This window comes from Gracilimonas sp. B-17, assembly GCF_056857935.1.
This window is the reverse complement of record NZ_JBSXOA010000011.1, coordinates 703,552-721,850: the sequence shown is the minus strand read 5'-3', so window position 1 is coordinate 721,850 and position 18,299 is coordinate 703,552. Positions and strand designations below refer to the sequence as shown.

Genomic DNA, 18,299 nt, shown 5'->3' with positions numbered 1-18,299 from the left:
TGAAAACAGACTCATTGAGGGTGACACTGATTGTCACCCGGGCACCTTATATTTGCATCAACACTTTGAAAGATATTTGGAATTTTTAGTAAAAACCGGTGAACGGTATCTGCAAACCGGACAGGCCACAAGGATTTTTAATAACAAAACACACAGGTAAACATTATGAGTAAAGACGACCGAGTCAAAGCCCTGGATATAGCCGTCGGGCAGATCGAGAAACAGCACGGAAAAGGAACCATCATGAAGCTTGGCTCTGAGGCCGTGCAGGATATTGATGTGATCTCAACCGGATCCATCATGGTAGATTATGCCCTTGGAGTACAGGGGATACCGCGTGGCCGGGTCACTGAAATTTACGGCCCTGAGGCCAGTGGTAAGACCACGCTGGCACTCCAGGTGATCGCACAGGCTCAAAAGGCCGGTGGTTACGCGGCTTTCATCGATGCTGAGCATGCCTTTGATCCCCGATACGCTAAAGCACTGGGCATCAATGTAGAAGAGCTCCTGGTCTCTCAGCCTGATAACGGTGAACAGGCGCTTGAGATCACTGAAACCCTGATCCGCTCAGGAGCTTTGGATGTGGTGGTGGTTGATTCTGTTGCCGCTCTGGTACCCCGCGCCGAACTGGAAGGTGAAATGGGCGACTCCCACATGGGGCTTCAGGCTCGACTGATGTCACAAGCCATGCGTAAGATCACGGGTATCATCAATAAAAGTCGTACGTCATGTATCTTTATCAACCAGGTTCGTGAAAAGATAGGTGTGATGTTTGGAAATCCGGAAACCACCACCGGTGGACGCGCACTGAAATTTTATTCATCCGTGCGTTTGGATATAAGACGTATCGGTTCTATCAAAAAGGGTGATGAAGTGATCGGTAACCGCACCAAGGTGAAGGTAGCCAAGAACAAGGTGGCTCCTCCTTTCAAAGTGGTAGAATTCAACATCATGTACGGCAAGGGCATTTCCCGGATTTCAGAAATTCTTGACCTGGCTGTCGAATATGACATCATTGAGAAGCGCGGCAGCTGGTTCCGTTATGATGGTGAACCGATCGGTCAGGGTTCTGATGCCGCCATGCAGTTCCTTGAGGAAGATCCTGAACTCGCCGAGAAGATCGAGGCTACAGTACGCAAGAAACTGATGGGCATCGAAGATGAAGAACCGGAAAAAGAAAAGGATAAGAAGAAAGAAAAAGAAGCGGTTGAAGAAGAAGGATAAATATCAGCGGTATTCGGAAGAAGCTTTTGAGCTTCTTCCGGCCCCTGTTTCCGAGATACAGGTTCAGAAAAAGAACGCAACCCGTTTCTCTCTCTTTGTCCAGAATGAATTTTTGATCGGGGTTTCTGAAGCTACACTCACTCAGCTTAATTTAAAAAAAGGAACGCTCATCACCCGAGATCTTCTGTTCCAGATTGATAAGGCTGAAGAAAGATGGGCAGCCAGGGAATACTTTTTCAGGATACTTTCAAGACGCGATCATTCCCGAAAGGAACTCAAAGACAAAGCCTTCAAAAAAGGGTATTCCGGCGGTTATATTGAAGAGATCCTTGATGAATTCGAGGAAAAAGAATATATAGACGACCGAAAATTCGCCCTCAAATACACCGCCGATAAGTTTGAATTCAACGATTGGGGGCCCTATAAGATCCGTACTCAATTGTTCAAAAAAGGCGTTTCGAAACATATTGTAGAGGATTGCATTCAAAGGTCATTTGCAGCCGATGACATAAAAAAAAGTATGGTCACCCTGATCAGTAAAAAGAAAAAACGGTATCAACGGGAACCCGGTGAAAAACGTAAGAAAAAGATATTCGACTTTTTACTGAGAAAAGGGTACGATTCAGACCATATTTTCAAACACATAGATGAACTTTTAGCGATCATTGATCAATGAAAAATATCACACTGGACAGAGTGATTAAATTTATCATAGGGCTTTCGGCTGTTGTCGTTGGCCTGATGATCGTTTATAACTATTCCAACCTGGTGATCTTTCTGGTTTTGGCCATGATCCTGAGCTATGTACTGGATCCATTTGTGAATCGCCTTCAGTCATCGGGGGTGAATCGAACCTTGGGTGTAACCCTGGTTTTATTTACCGTTATTCTGATCCTTGGCTTTATTTCTACCAGCGTAATACCGATCGTAGCTAATCAAATGGCCGAACTGACCACACAACTTAGCCTGGAGAACATCAGACAGATATCGGTAAGAGTAGAAAACCAGCTTCTCGATAAGTTTGAATTTCTTCCGGATGGTTTTCTGGAGGATAATATTACAGCCATTGCAAACGACCTCTTTGATGTGAATCAGATATCCACCATAATCAGTGATGCCCTGGGTATCTTTACAAATATCTTTTCAGCTGTATTGGTTGTTCCCTTTGCGGCTTTCTTCTTTCTGAAAGATGGAAGTAAGATCCGCCGTGACCTTCTTCGTCTTGTACCAAACAAATATTTTGAAACCTCTCTCACAGTGATCGATAAGATCGAGAACCGTCTGGGACTTTATTTCCGCAGCGTATTATTGCAAAGTTTCTTGGTAGCTCTTTCCTCCTGGACTTTTCTGAGCATTGCCGGATTGGATAATTCCATGTCTGTTGGTATTGCTGTAGGGCTTGCCAATACCATTCCTTACTTTGGCCCCATACTTGGCTATTTCCTGTCTGTTATTGTATCCATCATCGAAACGGGAAACTTTACGTTGGTAGCAGCCTGTATGCTGGCCATATTCATAGTGCAACTGCTGGATAACCTGGTCTTTCAACCGATGCTCTTTTCAAGGTCTGCGGATATGCACCCGGTTGCCATTTTGTTCATCATTCTGGTCGGTGCAGAAACGGCCGGAATACTTGGTATGTTGATCGCTATCCCATTGGCCACGGTTATCAAGATCGCGATCACCCAGATCAACTGGAGTTTCAATAATTACCAGATCTTCAGGAAAGAATCAGGTCCTCCGTCTGGTTAGAAATATTTACAGATTTCTTCTTCATACTACCTAAACATTTCCTATCTTTTCTGCCCTACCAGGCACCCTTAAAAACCATTTTAACTTTTGAAAGGACTCGTTGTTTTTGCGTCCGGCTCGGGCACTAACTTTCAGTCGCTTATTGATGCAATTGAAAAGGGTAAACTATCTGCAAAAATTAATGGCCTCATCACCGATAAACCTGACATCGGTTCTATTGACCGTGCCAAGGATCACGGTATTCCACATAAGGTCATTACACCTTCGGCATATGAAAGTGAATCTGAATTTGCTGAAGCTCTTTTGGATCAGCTCAAAACCTGGAATACAGACCTTGTCGTTCTTGCCGGATACCTGAAAAAGATCCCCCTGCAAGTGATCGAATGCTATGAGAACCGGATCCTGAACATCCATCCCTCATTATTGCCTAAGTATGGCGGGAAGGGATATTATGGACTGAATGTGCATAGAGCTGTCATAGAGAACCAGGAATCTATTTCCGGATGCACGGTACACCTGGTGAATGAAGAATTTGACAAAGGACCAATATTGGCTCAGACAGAAGTCCCTGTTCAACCCAATGATACCCCGGAGATCCTGGCTGCAAGGATCCTGAAGCAGGAACACAAATTGTTGCCCGACACTATAGAAGAATATCTAAACAAACTCCAAACACCTAACCCGAAATAAAAACCAACCCGTGTCACTCAAACCTCTTTCTTCTCTCCCATCCGATCCTCTTAAAATTAAACGCGCGCTGATATCGGTATCTGATAAGACCGGTCTTCCGGAATTGGCCAAAGCCCTGCATGCATCCGGTGTCGAGATCATTTCGACGGGAGGAACTGCAAAGGTCATAAAGGCGGAAGGTATTCCTGTTAAAGATGTTTCAGAGATCACAGGATTTGAAGAATGCCTGGATGGACGCGTCAAGACCTTACACCCGATGGTGCATGGTGGAATTCTGGCGCGGACTTCTCATGAACCTGATGTCAGGGAGATCGAAAAACTGGGTATCACCCCTATTGAACTGGTGGTTGTAAATCTATATCCCTTCAAGGATAAAGTGGCAGAACCGGATGTTACCGAAGCAGAAGCCACTGAATTCATTGATATCGGCGGGCCAACTATGATCAGGGCGGCCGCCAAGAATTTTGCACATGTGGCTATTTTAAGCTCTCCTTCACAGTATGCTGAGTTTACAGAAGAATTGGAAGAGAAAATGGCTGTTTCCATTGAAAGCAGGCGTAAACTGGCAAAAGATGCTTTTGCCCACACTGCAGACTACGATGCTGCCATTACCAACTATTTTACGGATCTGATAGATGAGGAACCCGCAAAGCAGGTCAATATCTCTCTTCCACTTTCGCAGGAACTCCGTTATGGAGAGAATCCCCATCAAAAAGCGGCCGTCTACGGCGATCAGGCATCATTCATTGATTGCTTTCACGGAAAACAACTCAGCTACAATAACTATCTGGATGTAGACTCAGCCCTGAATATCATATCCGATTTTACTGATGAGGAAAAGGCATGCGCCATCATCAAGCATACCATCCCATCCGGGGTTGGTGTAGGAGATTCACTTAAATCGGCTTATGAAAAAGCATTCAGTACCGACCGGGTATCTCCATTTGGCGGCATTGTGGTTGTAAATCAGGAACTGGACCTGGAGACTGCCAAAGCTATAGATGAGATCTTCACAGAGATCATCATTGCCCCTTCCTTCAGTGATGAATCCCTTGAACTTCTGACACAGAAAAAAAATCGGCGGTTGATTCGGATCAAAAAGTCGGTAAGTGAAGTACAAGCCTCATCATTCAGATCAATTTTTGGTGGTTTACTGAATCAACAGGCTGATCTGTTGCCGGCCGATCCGGATGAATTCAAGGTAGTAAGCAAGCGAAAACCAACAGAACAGGAAATGAAGGATCTTCTATTTTCATGGAAAGTGGTACGGCATATTAAATCGAATGCCATTGTATATGCCAAAGACGGCAGGACATTGGGCATAGGATCGGGGCAAACCAGTCGTGTTGATTCATCTGAAATAGCCGTTGCAAAAGCAGCTAAGGAAGGATTGGATCTGTCTGGCTCAGCTATAGCATCGGATGCCTTCTTCCCTTTTGCTGACGGTGTTGAGGCTGCTGCAAAGGCAGGTGCCACAGCCGTCATTCAGCCCGGCGGAAGTATCAGGGATGAAGAAGTGATCGCAAAAGCAAACGAATTCGATATGGCCATGATACTAACCGGAAAACGACATTTCAGACACTGATCCTGCATTTTAAGGACTCAAAAACCAAATTTGAATATTTCTGAATTTTAAGTTTTTATACATTCGCAAATACACATTCATTATTGTATTTTCTTTTTCATCTATTATCCCAACGCACAATTATCTTAACGGTCAAAAATGTCAGATTCCCGCGAAGTAAACACTTCAGAAAACAGTAAAAAACAGCCACAGAAGAAAGGATTCTTCGATTTTCTCTACACAGATATTGCAATGGATCTTGGGACTGCCAATACCCTGATCTACTCCAGAGGTGAAGGCATTGTTCTGAACGAACCTTCCATCGTTGCACTGAATCAACAGAATGTTCCTGTTGCCACCGGGCATGAAGCACGGCTGATGCACGAAAAAACGCACAGTAAGATCCGAACGGTAAGACCACTCCGTGATGGTGTGATCGCTGACTTTGAAGTAGCAGAGCAGATGATCCGCGGGATGATCAAAAAAGTTAAGATGAAGTGGTATTCAACCACCCGTCAAATGGTAATTTGTGTACCAAGCGGGATCACTGAAGTTGAACGTCGTGCTGTGCGTGACAGTGCCGAGCATGCCGGAGCCAAGGAAGTATATCTCGTTGATGAACCAATGGCAGCCGCTATCGGTATTGGCCTTGATGTACACGAGCCCGTGGGCAGTATGATCGTTGATATTGGTGGAGGCACGACTGAGATCGCTGTTATCGCTCTTTCCGGTGTAGTATATGCACAATCAGTGCGTTTGGGTGGAGATGAGCTTAATGAAGATATCATCAATTATTTCCGAAGAAATCATAATCTCCTGATCGGTGAGAGAACCGCTGAGAAAATTAAATGTGATATTGGGTCTGCGGCCCCTCTTGATGAGGAACTTGAGATGATCACCAAAGGACGTGACCTGGTGAATGGGGTTCCGAGAACACGCCATATCACCTCAAAAGACGCCCGAGAAGCTATTGCCGAATCCGTGAACACGATCGTAGAATCTATTACCAAATCACTTGAGCAAACTCCTCCTGAGCTTTCAGCTGATATCCTTGACCGTGGTATCATGCTGACCGGTGGCGGTGCCCTGCTCAAGAACCTGGATAAGTTGATCATGGAGACCACAGATCTTCCTGTTCATATTGCCGAAGACCCTCTTACTGCCGTTGTGAGAGGTACCGGTGCCATACTCGAAAATCTTGAATATTACCGCCCGGTAATTTCTTAATACCCCAATAATGAATGCGACTTAGATCGTTAAAACTAAGTGATGCCAAGGATTACATAATTACTGCCCTGCTTCTGATCTTTGCTTTTGCATTGGCTATCAGCAGACATCAGGGGGGTATAGATACGTTACGCACGGTTTCAGTCACATCACTTAGTTTGCTTGAAGAGCCGCTGGCTAATATCCGGATCTACAGGCAGGCACTGAATACCAATACCTACTTACAGCGTCAAAATATTCTGCTTCAGGATGAGCTAAGTCGTCTTAGAGCCATTCAGCAGGAAAATGAAGAACTCCGGAATTTACTTGGATACCAAAACCGAAGTGGCTTTGACCTTCAGCCTGTACTAATAGTTAGCAAGCAGCTCAATGGTCTTAATAACACCCTGACGGTTGACTCAGGTATGGAAGATGGATTAAGGGAAGGAATGCCCCTGGTTTCCTCTGATGGCCTGATAGGCAAGATCGTTCTGGCCGGCAGATATTACTCACAGGTCATGCCTTATTACAATTCACTGTTCAGGGTGAGTGCCCGCATACAGGAGAATCAGGCAAATGGCATCGTAAGCTGGACCGGTGAGCGTTACGGAGAGTTGGTCATGGACTTTGTCCCAAAAACAGTGCCCGTAGATTCTGGTTATGTGATCGAAACCTCAGGCAGCAGCAATCAATTTCCCGAAGGTATCCCGATCGGAAGGGTGATTCGGACTGAGCCGGAGCAGGGTCGGCAAACACAACGCATTTTCCTGGAACCCTATAGCAGCCTGACAGATCTGGCTCATGGATTCATCATCAAGTTTGAGCCTGACTCAAATATTACCGTACTGAAAGAAATGTATAATCAGCTGTTTGAATGAATAAGGAAACCGTTAAAGATCTCTTAGTTGGCTTAAGCTTCGTTATCATTGAAGTACTGATATTTCAGCACCTGAGCTTTTTTGGTGCTACCCCCGATCCCCTGCTTATTTTCCTGCTTTGGGTTGCCATGAAATATGACAGAGTACAATTGGTAATGATCGCAGCCGTATTGGCCTTTTTCCAGGATGCGTTGTTCGATTTTTGGGGACTGAATATGTTCTCCAAAGTATTGCTTATGTTCTTTGCCTATAATTTTCTGAACCGGCAACGAGAGAGCCGATTACTGGTCTGGCAGATATTTTTAGTGATTTTGATATCGGCATTTTTCCATAACCTGATATTTTTAGGATTAAGCAGTTTCATTGATGCCTACAGTCAGGGATTTTCTCCTATAATTTTCCTCACACTAAACAGTTTATACACTGCTACCCTCGGTGCAATGTTATTTATTTTCAAAGGCAACTAAGTAATCTATGTCAATTTCTCAAACAAACAGAACAAGGACATCCATCCGTGCTCTACAGGTTATTATCATTGGCCTGACGCTTGTTGTATTGGGAAGGGTCTTTTATCTGCAGATCATAGAATATGAGGTTTATGCCGCTCTTGGGCAGGAGAATTCGGTTCGTCAAGAGTACGTTGACGCGGCAAGAGGATTGATCTACGACCGTAACGGAAAACTTATAGTTGATAACGAACCGATCTATTCCATTACCATAACTCCTTCCCTATTCGACAAGGATAAATTACCGCTATTGGCTGATATCCTGAATGTTTCTGATTCCTTGTTGACCGCACGAGTTCAGGAAGCTCAGCGTTATTCCTGGTACCGTACTTCACGCCTGATCACTGAAATTGATTTTGAACGATTTTCTGCCATTCAGGAAAACCTATGGCAGTTGCCCGGAATTGGGCATCAGATCGAAAGTAAAAGACACTACCCAACACCATTCAATGGATCACACTTATTCGGGTATTTAAGGGAAGCCAGTGAAAGCGAGTACCGTAATTCGGACAAACTTAAACTTGGTGACAAGGTTGGGAAAAGTGGACTTGAGATGATCTATGAAGACACACTGAGGGGAGATGATGGAGTTAAATATCTCAGGGTAAATGCCCTTGGACAAGCTATCAGTGATTTTGAGGATTCAACTCTGGTACAGCACCCCGTTCAGGGATCCGATATATATACTACCATTGATACAGACCTTCAGGTACTTGCGGAGGAACTTATGGAAGGTAAAAAAGGAGCCCTGGTTGCTATGGACCCAAAGACCGGCGGTATCCTGGCTATGGTGAGTTCACCAGACTATGAGTTAAAAAAATTAGCCGGCCGGCTTGATATGGATTATTGGCAAGCCATCAATGCCGATTCACTAACTCCGCTGTACAATCGCGCTATCTCGGGCAGGCAGCCTCCGGGCTCAACCATTAAACCGATCATGGGCCTGATGGGACTTCATCTTGGGTTTATAGATTCAACGACAACGGTTTACAACAGCGGGGCCTACATGAGAGGTCGCCCCTACAGAGATACTGCTCCCATCGGCGAATATAACCTTGAGAAAGCTATTGCGAACTCTAGTAACACTTACTTCTTCTCTCTCATGGATCAGATCGCAACGAACGGATATCTGAACCAGTGGAGCGAAATGCTGAACGACCTCGGGCTCGGGGTTTCCAATCCGATAGACCTGCCCTTTGCATCAAACGGCATTGTACCTGACAGTGCTTATATGAATAGAACCTTTGGTGAAAACAGATGGGGTGTAGGAGATATTCTCAGTATGGGTATAGGCCAGGGGTTGTTATCCCTCTCGCCGCTACAGGTAGCTCAAATGACCAGTGTCATTGCGAACGGTGGTTATCGGGTGAAACCACATATTGTGAAAGCGACCAGATCACCTGATGGTAAGATCATGGAAAAAGCGACTGAGCTGAAAAGGATCGAATGGATCACAGATGAGAACCTTGGTATCGTAAGGGCCGGTATGAGAAAAGTGGTTTCAGAAGGGCCAAGCCGCTATTACACGAATAACTCAGAAGTTCCTACTGCCGGTAAAACGGGAACTGCACAAAATCCTCATGGAAGGGATCATGGCTGGTTTACTTCATTTGCACCTTTCGATGACCCCCAGATCGTGGTTAGCGTTCTTATCGAGAACGGTGGTTATGGTTCCATATCAGCAGCCCCCGTGGCAGCGGTACTGATCGAAAAATTTATTGAGGGTGAGATCTCAAGAAACTATGTGTACAATTATGTGTTGAACTTTGAATCGCGCCCAACAGACTCGGAATTGTTAGAAAATGAATAATGTAAGAGAATTTAGCTGGTCCGTATTTTTTACCTGGATGATCCTGGCATTCATCGGTTTGATAGCTATTTACAGTGCTACGCAGGGCCCCGTATCTCAATACCTCGAGACTTACATACAGAATAACTTTTTCAAACAGGTGATATGGGTGATCATTGCATTGTTTGCCTTTATATCCATACAGTTCATTTCTCCGAGGGCCTTTATTCAGTTATCCTATTTTGCATATGGAATAGGCCTCATACTGATGATACTGACCCTGATGTTCGGTACCGAAATAAACGGTGCAAAAAGCTGGCTAAGAATAGGCCCTGCCAATCTACAGGCCAGTGAACTTATGAAAATCGCTACTATACTAGCCACAGCCAATTACCTGACAAGTCGCCGTGACATTTCCGCAGAAAATGTTCGCTATGCACTCACCGCAGTAGCTATTATCATGGTCCCAACAATTTTGGTCTTTTTGCAGAATGATCTTGGTACTGCTCTGATCTTCTTATCCCTTATTCCGGTTATGTTATTCTGGTCAGGTTTGCCATATGGAGTATCACTGTTCATTATCTCACCGGCTATCATCGCCTATCTTACAGTGATCGAGTGGTATTACGGACTTATTTCCGCAATATTTCTAACTGCATTGATCTTTTTTATACAACGCAGGGTCTGGCTTACCGTAACCGCTTTTATTACCGGATTTATGACCGTGTCAGGAGTTCAGGTAGCAATGAATCAGTTGTTACAACCTCACCAGATAGCTCGAATTGCTGCTTTTACCAATCCAAATTATGATCCAACCGGTGCAGGCTGGAACGTCATTCAGGCAAAGACTGCCATTGGTTCTGGAGGATTGACCGGCAAGGGTTTCCTGGAAGGAACCCAGACACAGCTTAAATTTCTGCCCGAGCAGTGGACCGATTTTATCTTTTGTGTGATCGGTGAGGAGTTTGGGTTCATTGGTTCCACTATTGTGATCGTGATGTTCATATTTTTATTTGTAAGGCTTCTTAACATGGCCGGCAACCACAAACACCCATTTGCTCAGCTTGTCACTGTGAGTATCACATCCGTTTACTTTATTCACTTTTTTATAAATGTGGGAAGCGCCTCTGCCCTGCTTCCGGTCATCGGGTTGCCGTTACCCTTTATCAGTTATGGGGGTTCGGCCTTTTTGACCAACACCATCATGCTGGCTATTTGTCTGAACATGGATTTCCATAAACGGGAGTTCAGTATATATCGTTAGCTTTACTGCTATTCTTTCCTTCTGACCTTTTCAGTTCCAAGTTTAAAGCTTGTTCGATGGAATTCAGTATACCCGTGCACTTTCAAGGCATTTTTATGAGGGGGAGTGGGATACCCAACATTCGTATCCCAGCCATATTCAGGATATCTTTCATGAAGGTCTTTCATCAATTCATCACGATACACTTTGGCAAGTATCGAGGCTGCTGCTATACTCATTGATCGGTCATCTCCCTTCACCAGACAGGTATAAGGGATAATTGATGTAATATACCTGTTACCATCCACTAATAGATAATCCGGCAATGGTTCAATAGCATCCACACATTTCTGCATAGTGTGTAAAGAGGCCCATAGAATATTCAGGTCTTTGATAAGCTCAATGCTTCCTTCCTGTACCGACCAATATAGGGCTTCATCTTTTATCATTTCGCTGAGTATAATCCGTTCCTTTTCCCCTATTCCTTTACTGTCTCTTATTTCAGGAATATCGGTACCCTTCTTAAACACAACCCCTGCGGCCACTACGGGTCCGGCAAGGCACCCCCTTCCGACCTCATCCAGCCCAATTATCCTTTCATACCCTTCACTCCATAGCTGTCTTTCAAATTTTAATCGGTCAGTCATTTGATCAATATATTCTGAATTACTTAATTCCACTGTTAATTTCTGCCATTTCATGGAACTCATTTGGCAGTGGAAGTATTTGATTAAGAAAAGGAAAGATATGCATTTTAAATACTTCGAGTGGGACGAACGTTATGCCAAAAGAGGTGGGAAATCTCCATTTGACACATTATGGGATCTATTCCAGCAATTACTGACGATTTCAAGCGGTGATGTAAAGCAGGCACTGAAATGGCTAACCGAACTTGATAAGGAATATAACATAACGGAGCAGTTCGAAGATGGCTATTCCCTGGGCGATTTCATTGAAGAGATGCAGGAACGTGGCTATATAGAAAATGATGGCCAGGGGCAAGCTTTTAAGATGACAAAGAAAACAGAACGAAGCCTAAGAAAACGTTCTCTCGAAGAGATATTCAAGAATCTTGAAAAAGGTGGTATTGGAGGCCATAAATCGCCACACACGGGTAAGGGGCTGGAAAGGCAGCCTGAGACACGAAAATGGACTCAAGGTGATGATATAGGTCAGATAGACAGCGTAGGTACTATGCTGAATATGCTAAATCATAGTTCTATTGATGCTTTCAATCTTCAGGAAGATGATCTGGAAGTTTACGAAACAGACCACTTCACTTCGGTTGCAACAGTTTTACTGATCGATCTGAGTCATTCCATGATCCTTTATGGTGAAGACCGGATCACTCCGGCAAAAAAAGTAGCGATGGCCTTGTCTGAACTGATCATGAATAATTATGCCAAGGATTCGCTTGATATCGTAGCCTTTGGAAACAAGGCCTGGCAAATATCTGTGGATGATCTGCCCTACCTTAAAGTAGGTCCCTATCACACCAATACTAAACAAGGATTGGAAGTAGCCCGCCATATCCTTCAGCGTAAAAAATATGCCAATAAACAGATCTTTATGATCACTGACGGGAAACCGTCATGCATGATAGAAAACGGTAAGTTTTATAAGAATAGTTTTGGGCTAGACCGAAAGATCGTAAATAAGGTATTGGATGAAGCTGTGAAATGCCGGAGAGATCAGATCACGATCACCACCTTTATGATAGCACAAGACCCCTACCTGCAAAGCTTTGTACGTGAAATGACCGAAGCCAATAAGGGAAAGGCCTATTTCGCTTCTTTGGATGACCTCGGAGGCTATATATTTGAGGATTACATTCAGAACCGAAAAAAGAACGTAAAATAAAAAAGGCTGCCCGGTATGAGCAGCCTCTTTAAATAATGTATAGGTATTTGAATCAATTATTCAAATACGCCCAATTCCTGCATCACGGCATCAGTAATATCATACTGACTTTGAAATTCCGGAGATGCATACAGTATGATCTGATCACCATTTGAAGTAGTAGTGTTCAGTACATAGGTGAGTCCCTTTTGTTCCGCAACCTTATCAATAGCTGTTCCGATCTGATTGAACATCGGGCCTAGCAATTCTTGCCTTCTCTGTTGTATATCTTGTTGAGCCTGTTGTTGAGCCATTTGAAGATCCTGCTGTAAACCCAACAGTCGTTCTTGCTCTCTTTGGCTTGCATCTTCAGAGATCACACCAACCTTTTGCTCAAACTCCTGAACAGACTGTTGGTATTCCTGCTGTTTTTGTTGCAGCTCTTCCTGCTTCTTTTCAGTAAAGTTTTGCAAACGCTGCTGAATAGCTCTCATTTCTGGCATTTTTGCAAGAACAGCCTGAGGATTGACATATCCAATTTTTGTTTCCTGCTGTGCCTTTGCTGTATCAACTGCTGAAAATGCAATAAATACAGATAATATAATTAAACTTAATTTCTTCATTAGAGTGTTTGGTTTGTCTGTTATTATTGAATTTTTTCAATTATGCGATTGGTAATGTTCAGCTGCTCACTGTTTGCATAAAATACGATCAGGTCACCTGATGACGTACCTTCATTCAGGATCAGGTCAAGGTCCATTTCCTGAGCAACTTCTTCCATGGCCACATTCATTTTCTCAATGACAGGCTGCATAAGTTCGCTTCTACGCTGACGGATACGATTCATCATCGTTTCCCTATCCTGCTCGAATTGCTGATTTAGTTCCATCAATTCTTCTTCACGGGAACCTCTTTCCTGCTCAGACATGGTATTCATATTCTGCTCATATTCAGAGAAGATCTGCTGAAGATCATTGGCTTTCTGAGCCAATTCCTGATCACTTTCTGTGATCATTGTTTCGATCTCCTGATCAATTTGTTCCACTTCAGGCAATGCGCTAAGAATTTGTCCGGGATTTGCATAACCTATCTTTACCTGGGCCATAGCTTCCTGCATGCCAAATAGCATCGCAGAAGTAAAAAGCAACAGGGATAATTTTTTAATCATGTTCATGTTGGTCGTTAGTTTATAATGAATTTTTATTAGTTAATTTATTCTTCAGGATCTGTCTCAATTCCGAGCTCTTCCAGAATTAGTTCATTTAAATTATAAGCATTGTTGGCATATACCATATAAATGTCACCGGATCGGTCAAACACAAAATCATAATTTTGCCGTTGTGCTACCGCTCTTACCGCAGCAAAAACCTGTCGTTGTATTGGTTCTAAAAGTTCTTTTTGCCTGGTGAAATATTCTCCTTCAGGTCCAAATTTTTGCGCAACGTATGCTTCCTTAGTTTGGATCTTATTTTCTATTTCCTGTTCTCTTTGATTACGTATTTCATCCGTGTATAGTATCTCCTTTGCATTAAAATCTTCCTGCAGTTGCCTGATCTCTGTTTCCATTCTTTGGATCTCAGCTTCCCACTGAGCACTTATCAGATTCAATTGTTGCTGAATACTACTATACTCTGGAATACTTTCTAATATCAGATCTGATTCAAAGTAACCAAGCTTTTGGTCCTGCCCCATTACATTCAGGGAGACCGTCAATAATAAAGCCAGAATTAATGTAGATCTGATCGTTCTCATTAGAATGGTGACCCAATGTTAAACAGGAATTCCCAGTTACCGGGCATTACATTTGCAGTTGATCCCGGAACATTAACACCGTCCAGCCTATATCCATAACTCAGGTCAACAAGACCCAGTACCGGCAGGTAAAGACGGGCTCCGAAACCTACAGAACGCTTGACGTTGAATGGATCGAAATTTTCAAAATTCAGATATGAGTTACCGGCATCAATAAATGTGTAAGGAATAACCTGTATCTGCTCATTGGCAATTGCCGGATACCTCATTTCAAGTGAATATTTACTGAACATGGTACCGCCTACTTTAGCGCCATCAACTACAGGTGCAATACTTTCTCTGGTGCCGCCCGGATAACCTCTCAGGTCAATGTTATCATACAGGAAACTCTGGCGCTGCTGCAATTGTGTACCACCCACAAGAAATTTCTTCAATTCACTTCGTTTATCGTCTGTGAAATACCCTATATAACCGTAGTTAACCTGACTGGTCATAACCAATTTACCAACCACAGGAACGTGATACTGGTAATTTGTCCGGAATTTGTAGTATTCAGCAAATCCGGGCAGTGGTGGTGCAAACTCACCGGATAAGGTGAATTTAGAACCTGAACTCGGTGAGATCGGGTTGTTCAGCGTATTTCTTTCCAATACCTGTTCCAATGTCAGCAAACTTGAAGTGCCTTCTGCAAAAAATGATTGATTACCCACCACATCATATAGCTGATATCCTAGAATAGTGCGGGTTGAGAAATAGTCATCTGGCCATTTGAGTCTTCTACCTATGGAAATGGAACTTGAGAAAAGCTCATTCCTTTCGTTGCTTCCACGGTAATTCAGCAGGTTGTAGGAAACATTGAACCCAAGGGAAGTTGGCTCGCCTCTGAACCAAGGTTCCTGAAAACCAAAGCTGTAACTCTGATAGCCGGTTCCCGTTACCTGTACACCAAGTGATAACTGTTGTCCGTCACCTGATGGAATTGGCTTCCATCCTTCTTTTTCAAAGGCTCTTTGAATGGAGAAGTTATTGAAGTTAACACGGGCGGAAAGGATCACTCCGATACCGGATCCACCATAACCACCGGAAAATTCAAAATTGGAGGTGCTTTGGGTATCATCGAGCTGATACACGATATCTACCGTCTTATTCTCACGGTCCGGAATTGGCTGTGGCTGAATGTTTTGTGGGTCAAAATAACCAAGCTGTCCAAGTTCACGGATCGTACGAATGATAGCCTGCCGACTGTATTTATTGCCCGGCACGGTTCTAAGGGTTCTTCTTACCACATCATCATGAGTCCGTGTATTGCCTGTAAAATTCACCTCTCGAATAGTCGCGATCTCATCTTCATAGATATTGAAATGTATATCCAGTGAATCCTCAGCCACCTTTTTGATCTCAGGTTGAACCGTAAAGAACAGGTATCCAATATTCTGATACAGTGAAGTGATATCAGTACTGGACTGATTAATATTTACGTTCTCATCGAATTTAACTTCATTGAAAACGTCCCCTTTTCGAAAACCAAGTGCCTCCGTCAGGGTTTCATTCGTATAAACCGTATTACCTTCCCATGTGATGTTTCGAACTTTGTATTGTGGGCCTTCGCTTATATTTACATCAACTTTCAGTCCAACCTTACCATCTTTATACTCATATACATATACTGAATCAGACAGGATCCGAGCATCACTGAATCCATTCTCCCGATAAAAACTCAGTACCTTTTCTTTTCCTTCAACAAAATCTTCTTCCTTAAATACCTTTTTGCCAAAGATCTTCCACCAGGCATCTTCTTTCAAAGGTTTGATCTTCTTACGGAGTTTACGGTCAGAGAATTCATCATTACCGTAAAAATCAATATCCTTTACTTCAAGGCGTTCACCGGGAATAATATTAAATATAAGTCGAACCCGGTCCTCAACATCTTCAACTGTTTCAGTCTTGGTATTTACTTCCGTGAACCAATATCCCTTTTCTTTATAAAATCTGCGGATCGTATTCTTAGCCTGGCCAATTGCGGCATCTGTAATAACGGTACCGGGGGTCAATACGATCAGTTCCTCAAGGTCTCTGCGTTGCGAACGTTTAATATTTTCAAGCCTGTAATCAAATATTCTGGGTTGTTCCTGTACTTCGATCAGAAATCGGATACCATTGGTTGTCCGCTCTGTAACAAAGATCTTGATATCAGAGAAAAGCCCTGAACGATACAGTCGGCTAATAGCACTGTTCAGTGCATCTCCCGGATAAACAATGGAACTTCCTTCATTCAATGAAGCTGCGTTGATAATGAATTGGTCGCGGGTATTCTCATTTCCTTCAATTGTAACTCCCAGGATCTCATATTCACGCGGGGTTAGCTCAGTGGGGTCGGTTAAATCAATATCCTGAGCCTGAGCAAAAATGGATGTAAAACCAATTAGAAGTAAGGTTGCAAAAAGTGTTCTTTTCAAAAGTATCAACACGCCTTTTGTTTAAATGCTTATGATTTTTTGTTAACTAAACGGGATGAACCTGCTTTTTCGTCTTCAGAAACTGAAATTTTTCCGAACCTTCGGTCTCTGCCCTGATAGGAACGGATGGCCTCATATAATTCATCTCTTCTGAAATCCGGCCAATAGGTTTCGGTAATGTATAATTCGGAATAAGCCAGCTGCCAAAGCAGAAAGTTACTGATCCGGTACTCACCGCTTGTACGAATGATAAGATCCGGATCGGGTACATCTGCCGTCGATAAATGATCTCCTATCATCTGATCGTTGATCAGTTCAGGATCCAGACGCCCATCTTTTACATGGGTGGCGATCTTTTTAACGGCTTCAGTAATATCCCATCGTCCGGAATAACTCAGGGCAAGACAAAGTTCAAGCCTGTTGTTGTCTTTGGTAAGTTCAATTGCTTCTCTCAGCTCGGTTTGACAACTCTTTGGAAATCGATCAAGTTGCCCAATGGTAGAAAGCCTGATATCATTTTTATTGAGATTTTCGGCTTCCTTCCTCAGCGATGAGACAAGTAGTTTCATCAGGCCTCGCACCTCGGTAGAAGGTCGCCCCCAATTCTCTGTAGAAAATGCATAGAGGGTCAGGTATTTGACCCCTAACTGGGCACACGATTCTGTGATATCCCGTACAGAATCGACTCCAACTTTATGACCGTGCAGGCGAATACTACCCTTATTTTTAGCCCACCTTCCATTACCATCCATAATGATGGCAATATGTAAGGGAACCTCACCGGAATTCTTAAGAATTTCCTGATTCCTCTTATCTTCTTCAGTCTGTATTTGTTTTGTTATTGTAAGCTCTTTCAAAGGTTTTCCAAGCTGGTTTTGAAGCTTTGAAAATTAGAGCTTTGAGCGTCCTTTATCAAGGTCTATTAATTTAATCAGTTAGTAAGATTTTGTTCAACGGATATCATCTCAAGTAAAGCTAAAGCGGCTTCAGCGCCCTTATTACCCTTCTCACCGGCTCGCTCAAGAGCTTGTTTTACATCATCCGTAGTTAGAACTCCAAAGGCTATGGGTTTATTATGTTTTAATATGAGATCAGTGATCCCTCTGTTCACAGCATCACACACATATTCAAAATGCGGGGTACCTCCCCGTATCACAACACCAAGGGCGATCACACCATCAACATCCCTGTTCTTTATCAGTTGCTGTACTGCCAGAGGGATCTCATACGAGCCCGGGCACCTGACCACTGTAATATCATCTTCCTGAATGCCGTTTGACCTGAGCGCTTTTAAGGCTCCATCCAACATTTTATCTGTTATCATTGAGTTCCAACGGGATACTACGATACCTATCTTAGATGTTCCCGGTGTTGTTGACCCTTCGATCATTTCCATTGTT

General features: G+C 43.4%; 18 protein-coding genes. 11 read left to right on the top strand and 7 right to left on the bottom strand.

Annotation, left to right across the window (positions count from 1 at the left end):
• The first annotated feature begins 165 nt into the window (after positions 1-165).
• The 10 genes from recA to rodA all read left to right on the top strand — a co-directional run bounded on the left by recA (position 166) and on the right by rodA (position 10,873).
• A complete protein-coding gene (recA, locus tag AC13FX_RS08110) occupies positions 166-1,224 on the top strand; it encodes a recombinase RecA (protein ID WP_482880045.1) in 1,059 nt (352 codons plus the stop codon).
• Positions 1,208-1,900, top strand: a complete 693-nt coding sequence (locus AC13FX_RS08105; RefSeq protein ID WP_482880044.1) for a regulatory protein RecX — start codon at positions 1,208-1,210, stop codon at positions 1,898-1,900. Before recA ends, AC13FX_RS08105 begins: the two co-directional genes overlap by 17 nt.
• On the top strand, positions 1,897-2,976 hold the full coding sequence (locus AC13FX_RS08100) for an AI-2E family transporter (protein ID WP_482880043.1): 1,080 nt from the start codon (positions 1,897-1,899) through the stop codon (positions 2,974-2,976). The genes AC13FX_RS08105 and AC13FX_RS08100 overlap by 4 nt, the downstream gene beginning before the upstream one ends.
• 87 nt (positions 2,977-3,063) lie before the next feature.
• A complete protein-coding gene (gene purN, locus AC13FX_RS08095; protein ID WP_482880042.1) occupies positions 3,064-3,666 on the top strand; it encodes a phosphoribosylglycinamide formyltransferase in 603 nt (200 codons plus the stop codon).
• A 10-nt stretch (positions 3,667-3,676) separates the two neighbouring features.
• A complete protein-coding gene (gene purH, locus AC13FX_RS08090; protein ID WP_482880041.1) occupies positions 3,677-5,251 on the top strand; it encodes a bifunctional phosphoribosylaminoimidazolecarboxamide formyltransferase/IMP cyclohydrolase in 1,575 nt (524 codons plus the stop codon).
• A gap of 138 nt (positions 5,252-5,389) precedes the next feature.
• Positions 5,390-6,457, top strand: a complete 1,068-nt coding sequence (locus AC13FX_RS08085; RefSeq protein ID WP_482880040.1) for a rod shape-determining protein — start codon at positions 5,390-5,392, stop codon at positions 6,455-6,457.
• Positions 6,458-6,471: 14 nt separating this feature from the next.
• A complete protein-coding gene (gene mreC, locus AC13FX_RS08080; RefSeq protein WP_482880039.1) occupies positions 6,472-7,314 on the top strand; it encodes a rod shape-determining protein MreC in 843 nt (280 codons plus the stop codon).
• Positions 7,311-7,781, top strand: a complete 471-nt coding sequence (gene mreD, locus AC13FX_RS08075; RefSeq protein WP_482880038.1) for a rod shape-determining protein MreD — start codon at positions 7,311-7,313, stop codon at positions 7,779-7,781. The genes mreC and mreD overlap by 4 nt, the downstream gene beginning before the upstream one ends.
• A gap of 7 nt (positions 7,782-7,788) precedes the next feature.
• Positions 7,789-9,630 (top strand): penicillin-binding protein 2, encoded by a 1,842-nt coding sequence (gene mrdA / locus AC13FX_RS08070; RefSeq protein ID WP_482880037.1) that lies wholly within the window; start codon positions 7,789-7,791, stop codon positions 9,628-9,630.
• Positions 9,623-10,873, top strand: coding sequence for a rod shape-determining protein RodA (gene rodA, locus AC13FX_RS08065; protein ID WP_482880036.1), 1,251 nt, complete (start codon positions 9,623-9,625; stop codon positions 10,871-10,873). The genes mrdA and rodA overlap by 8 nt, the downstream gene beginning before the upstream one ends.
• Positions 10,874-10,881: 8 nt before the next feature.
• On the opposite strand, the gene AC13FX_RS08060 is transcribed toward rodA, so the two are convergent.
• Positions 10,882-11,499: a ribonuclease HII gene (locus tag AC13FX_RS08060; RefSeq protein WP_482880158.1), complete on the bottom strand. Its 618-nt coding sequence runs from the start codon at positions 11,497-11,499 to the stop codon at positions 10,882-10,884.
• 100 nt (positions 11,500-11,599) lie between these two features.
• Between AC13FX_RS08060 and AC13FX_RS08055 the strand changes: the two genes are divergently transcribed.
• Complete coding sequence (locus AC13FX_RS08055; protein ID WP_482880035.1) at positions 11,600-12,712, top strand: vWA domain-containing protein; 1,113 nt, start codon at positions 11,600-11,602, stop codon at positions 12,710-12,712.
• Positions 12,713-12,768: 56 nt separating this feature from the next.
• Here the strand turns inward: AC13FX_RS08055 and AC13FX_RS08050 are convergent, their stop codons facing one another.
• The 6 genes from AC13FX_RS08050 to ribH form a co-directional block, all read right to left on the bottom strand.
• Positions 12,769-13,314 (bottom strand): OmpH/Skp family outer membrane protein, encoded by a 546-nt coding sequence (locus AC13FX_RS08050; protein ID WP_482880034.1) that lies wholly within the window; start codon positions 13,312-13,314, stop codon positions 12,769-12,771.
• 23 nt (positions 13,315-13,337) lie between these two features.
• Positions 13,338-13,859, bottom strand: coding sequence for an OmpH/Skp family outer membrane protein (locus AC13FX_RS08045; protein ID WP_482880033.1), 522 nt, complete (start codon positions 13,857-13,859; stop codon positions 13,338-13,340).
• A gap of 44 nt (positions 13,860-13,903) precedes the next feature.
• Entirely contained in the window at positions 13,904-14,443 is a 540-nt protein-coding gene (locus tag AC13FX_RS08040) for an OmpH/Skp family outer membrane protein (protein WP_482880032.1), read from the bottom strand.
• Positions 14,443-16,899: an outer membrane protein assembly factor BamA gene (gene bamA, locus AC13FX_RS08035; protein WP_482880031.1), complete on the bottom strand. Its 2,457-nt coding sequence runs from the start codon at positions 16,897-16,899 to the stop codon at positions 14,443-14,445. Before bamA ends, AC13FX_RS08040 begins: the two co-directional genes overlap by 1 nt.
• Before the next feature lie 29 nt (positions 16,900-16,928).
• Positions 16,929-17,756 carry an isoprenyl transferase gene (locus AC13FX_RS08030; RefSeq protein ID WP_482880030.1) on the bottom strand — a complete coding sequence of 276 codons (828 nt, stop codon included), beginning with the start codon at positions 17,754-17,756 and terminating at the stop codon, positions 16,929-16,931.
• 74 nt (positions 17,757-17,830) lie between these two features.
• A complete protein-coding gene (ribH, locus tag AC13FX_RS08025) occupies positions 17,831-18,295 on the bottom strand; it encodes a 6,7-dimethyl-8-ribityllumazine synthase (RefSeq protein WP_482880029.1) in 465 nt (154 codons plus the stop codon).
• Positions 18,296-18,299 lie beyond the last annotated feature (4 nt).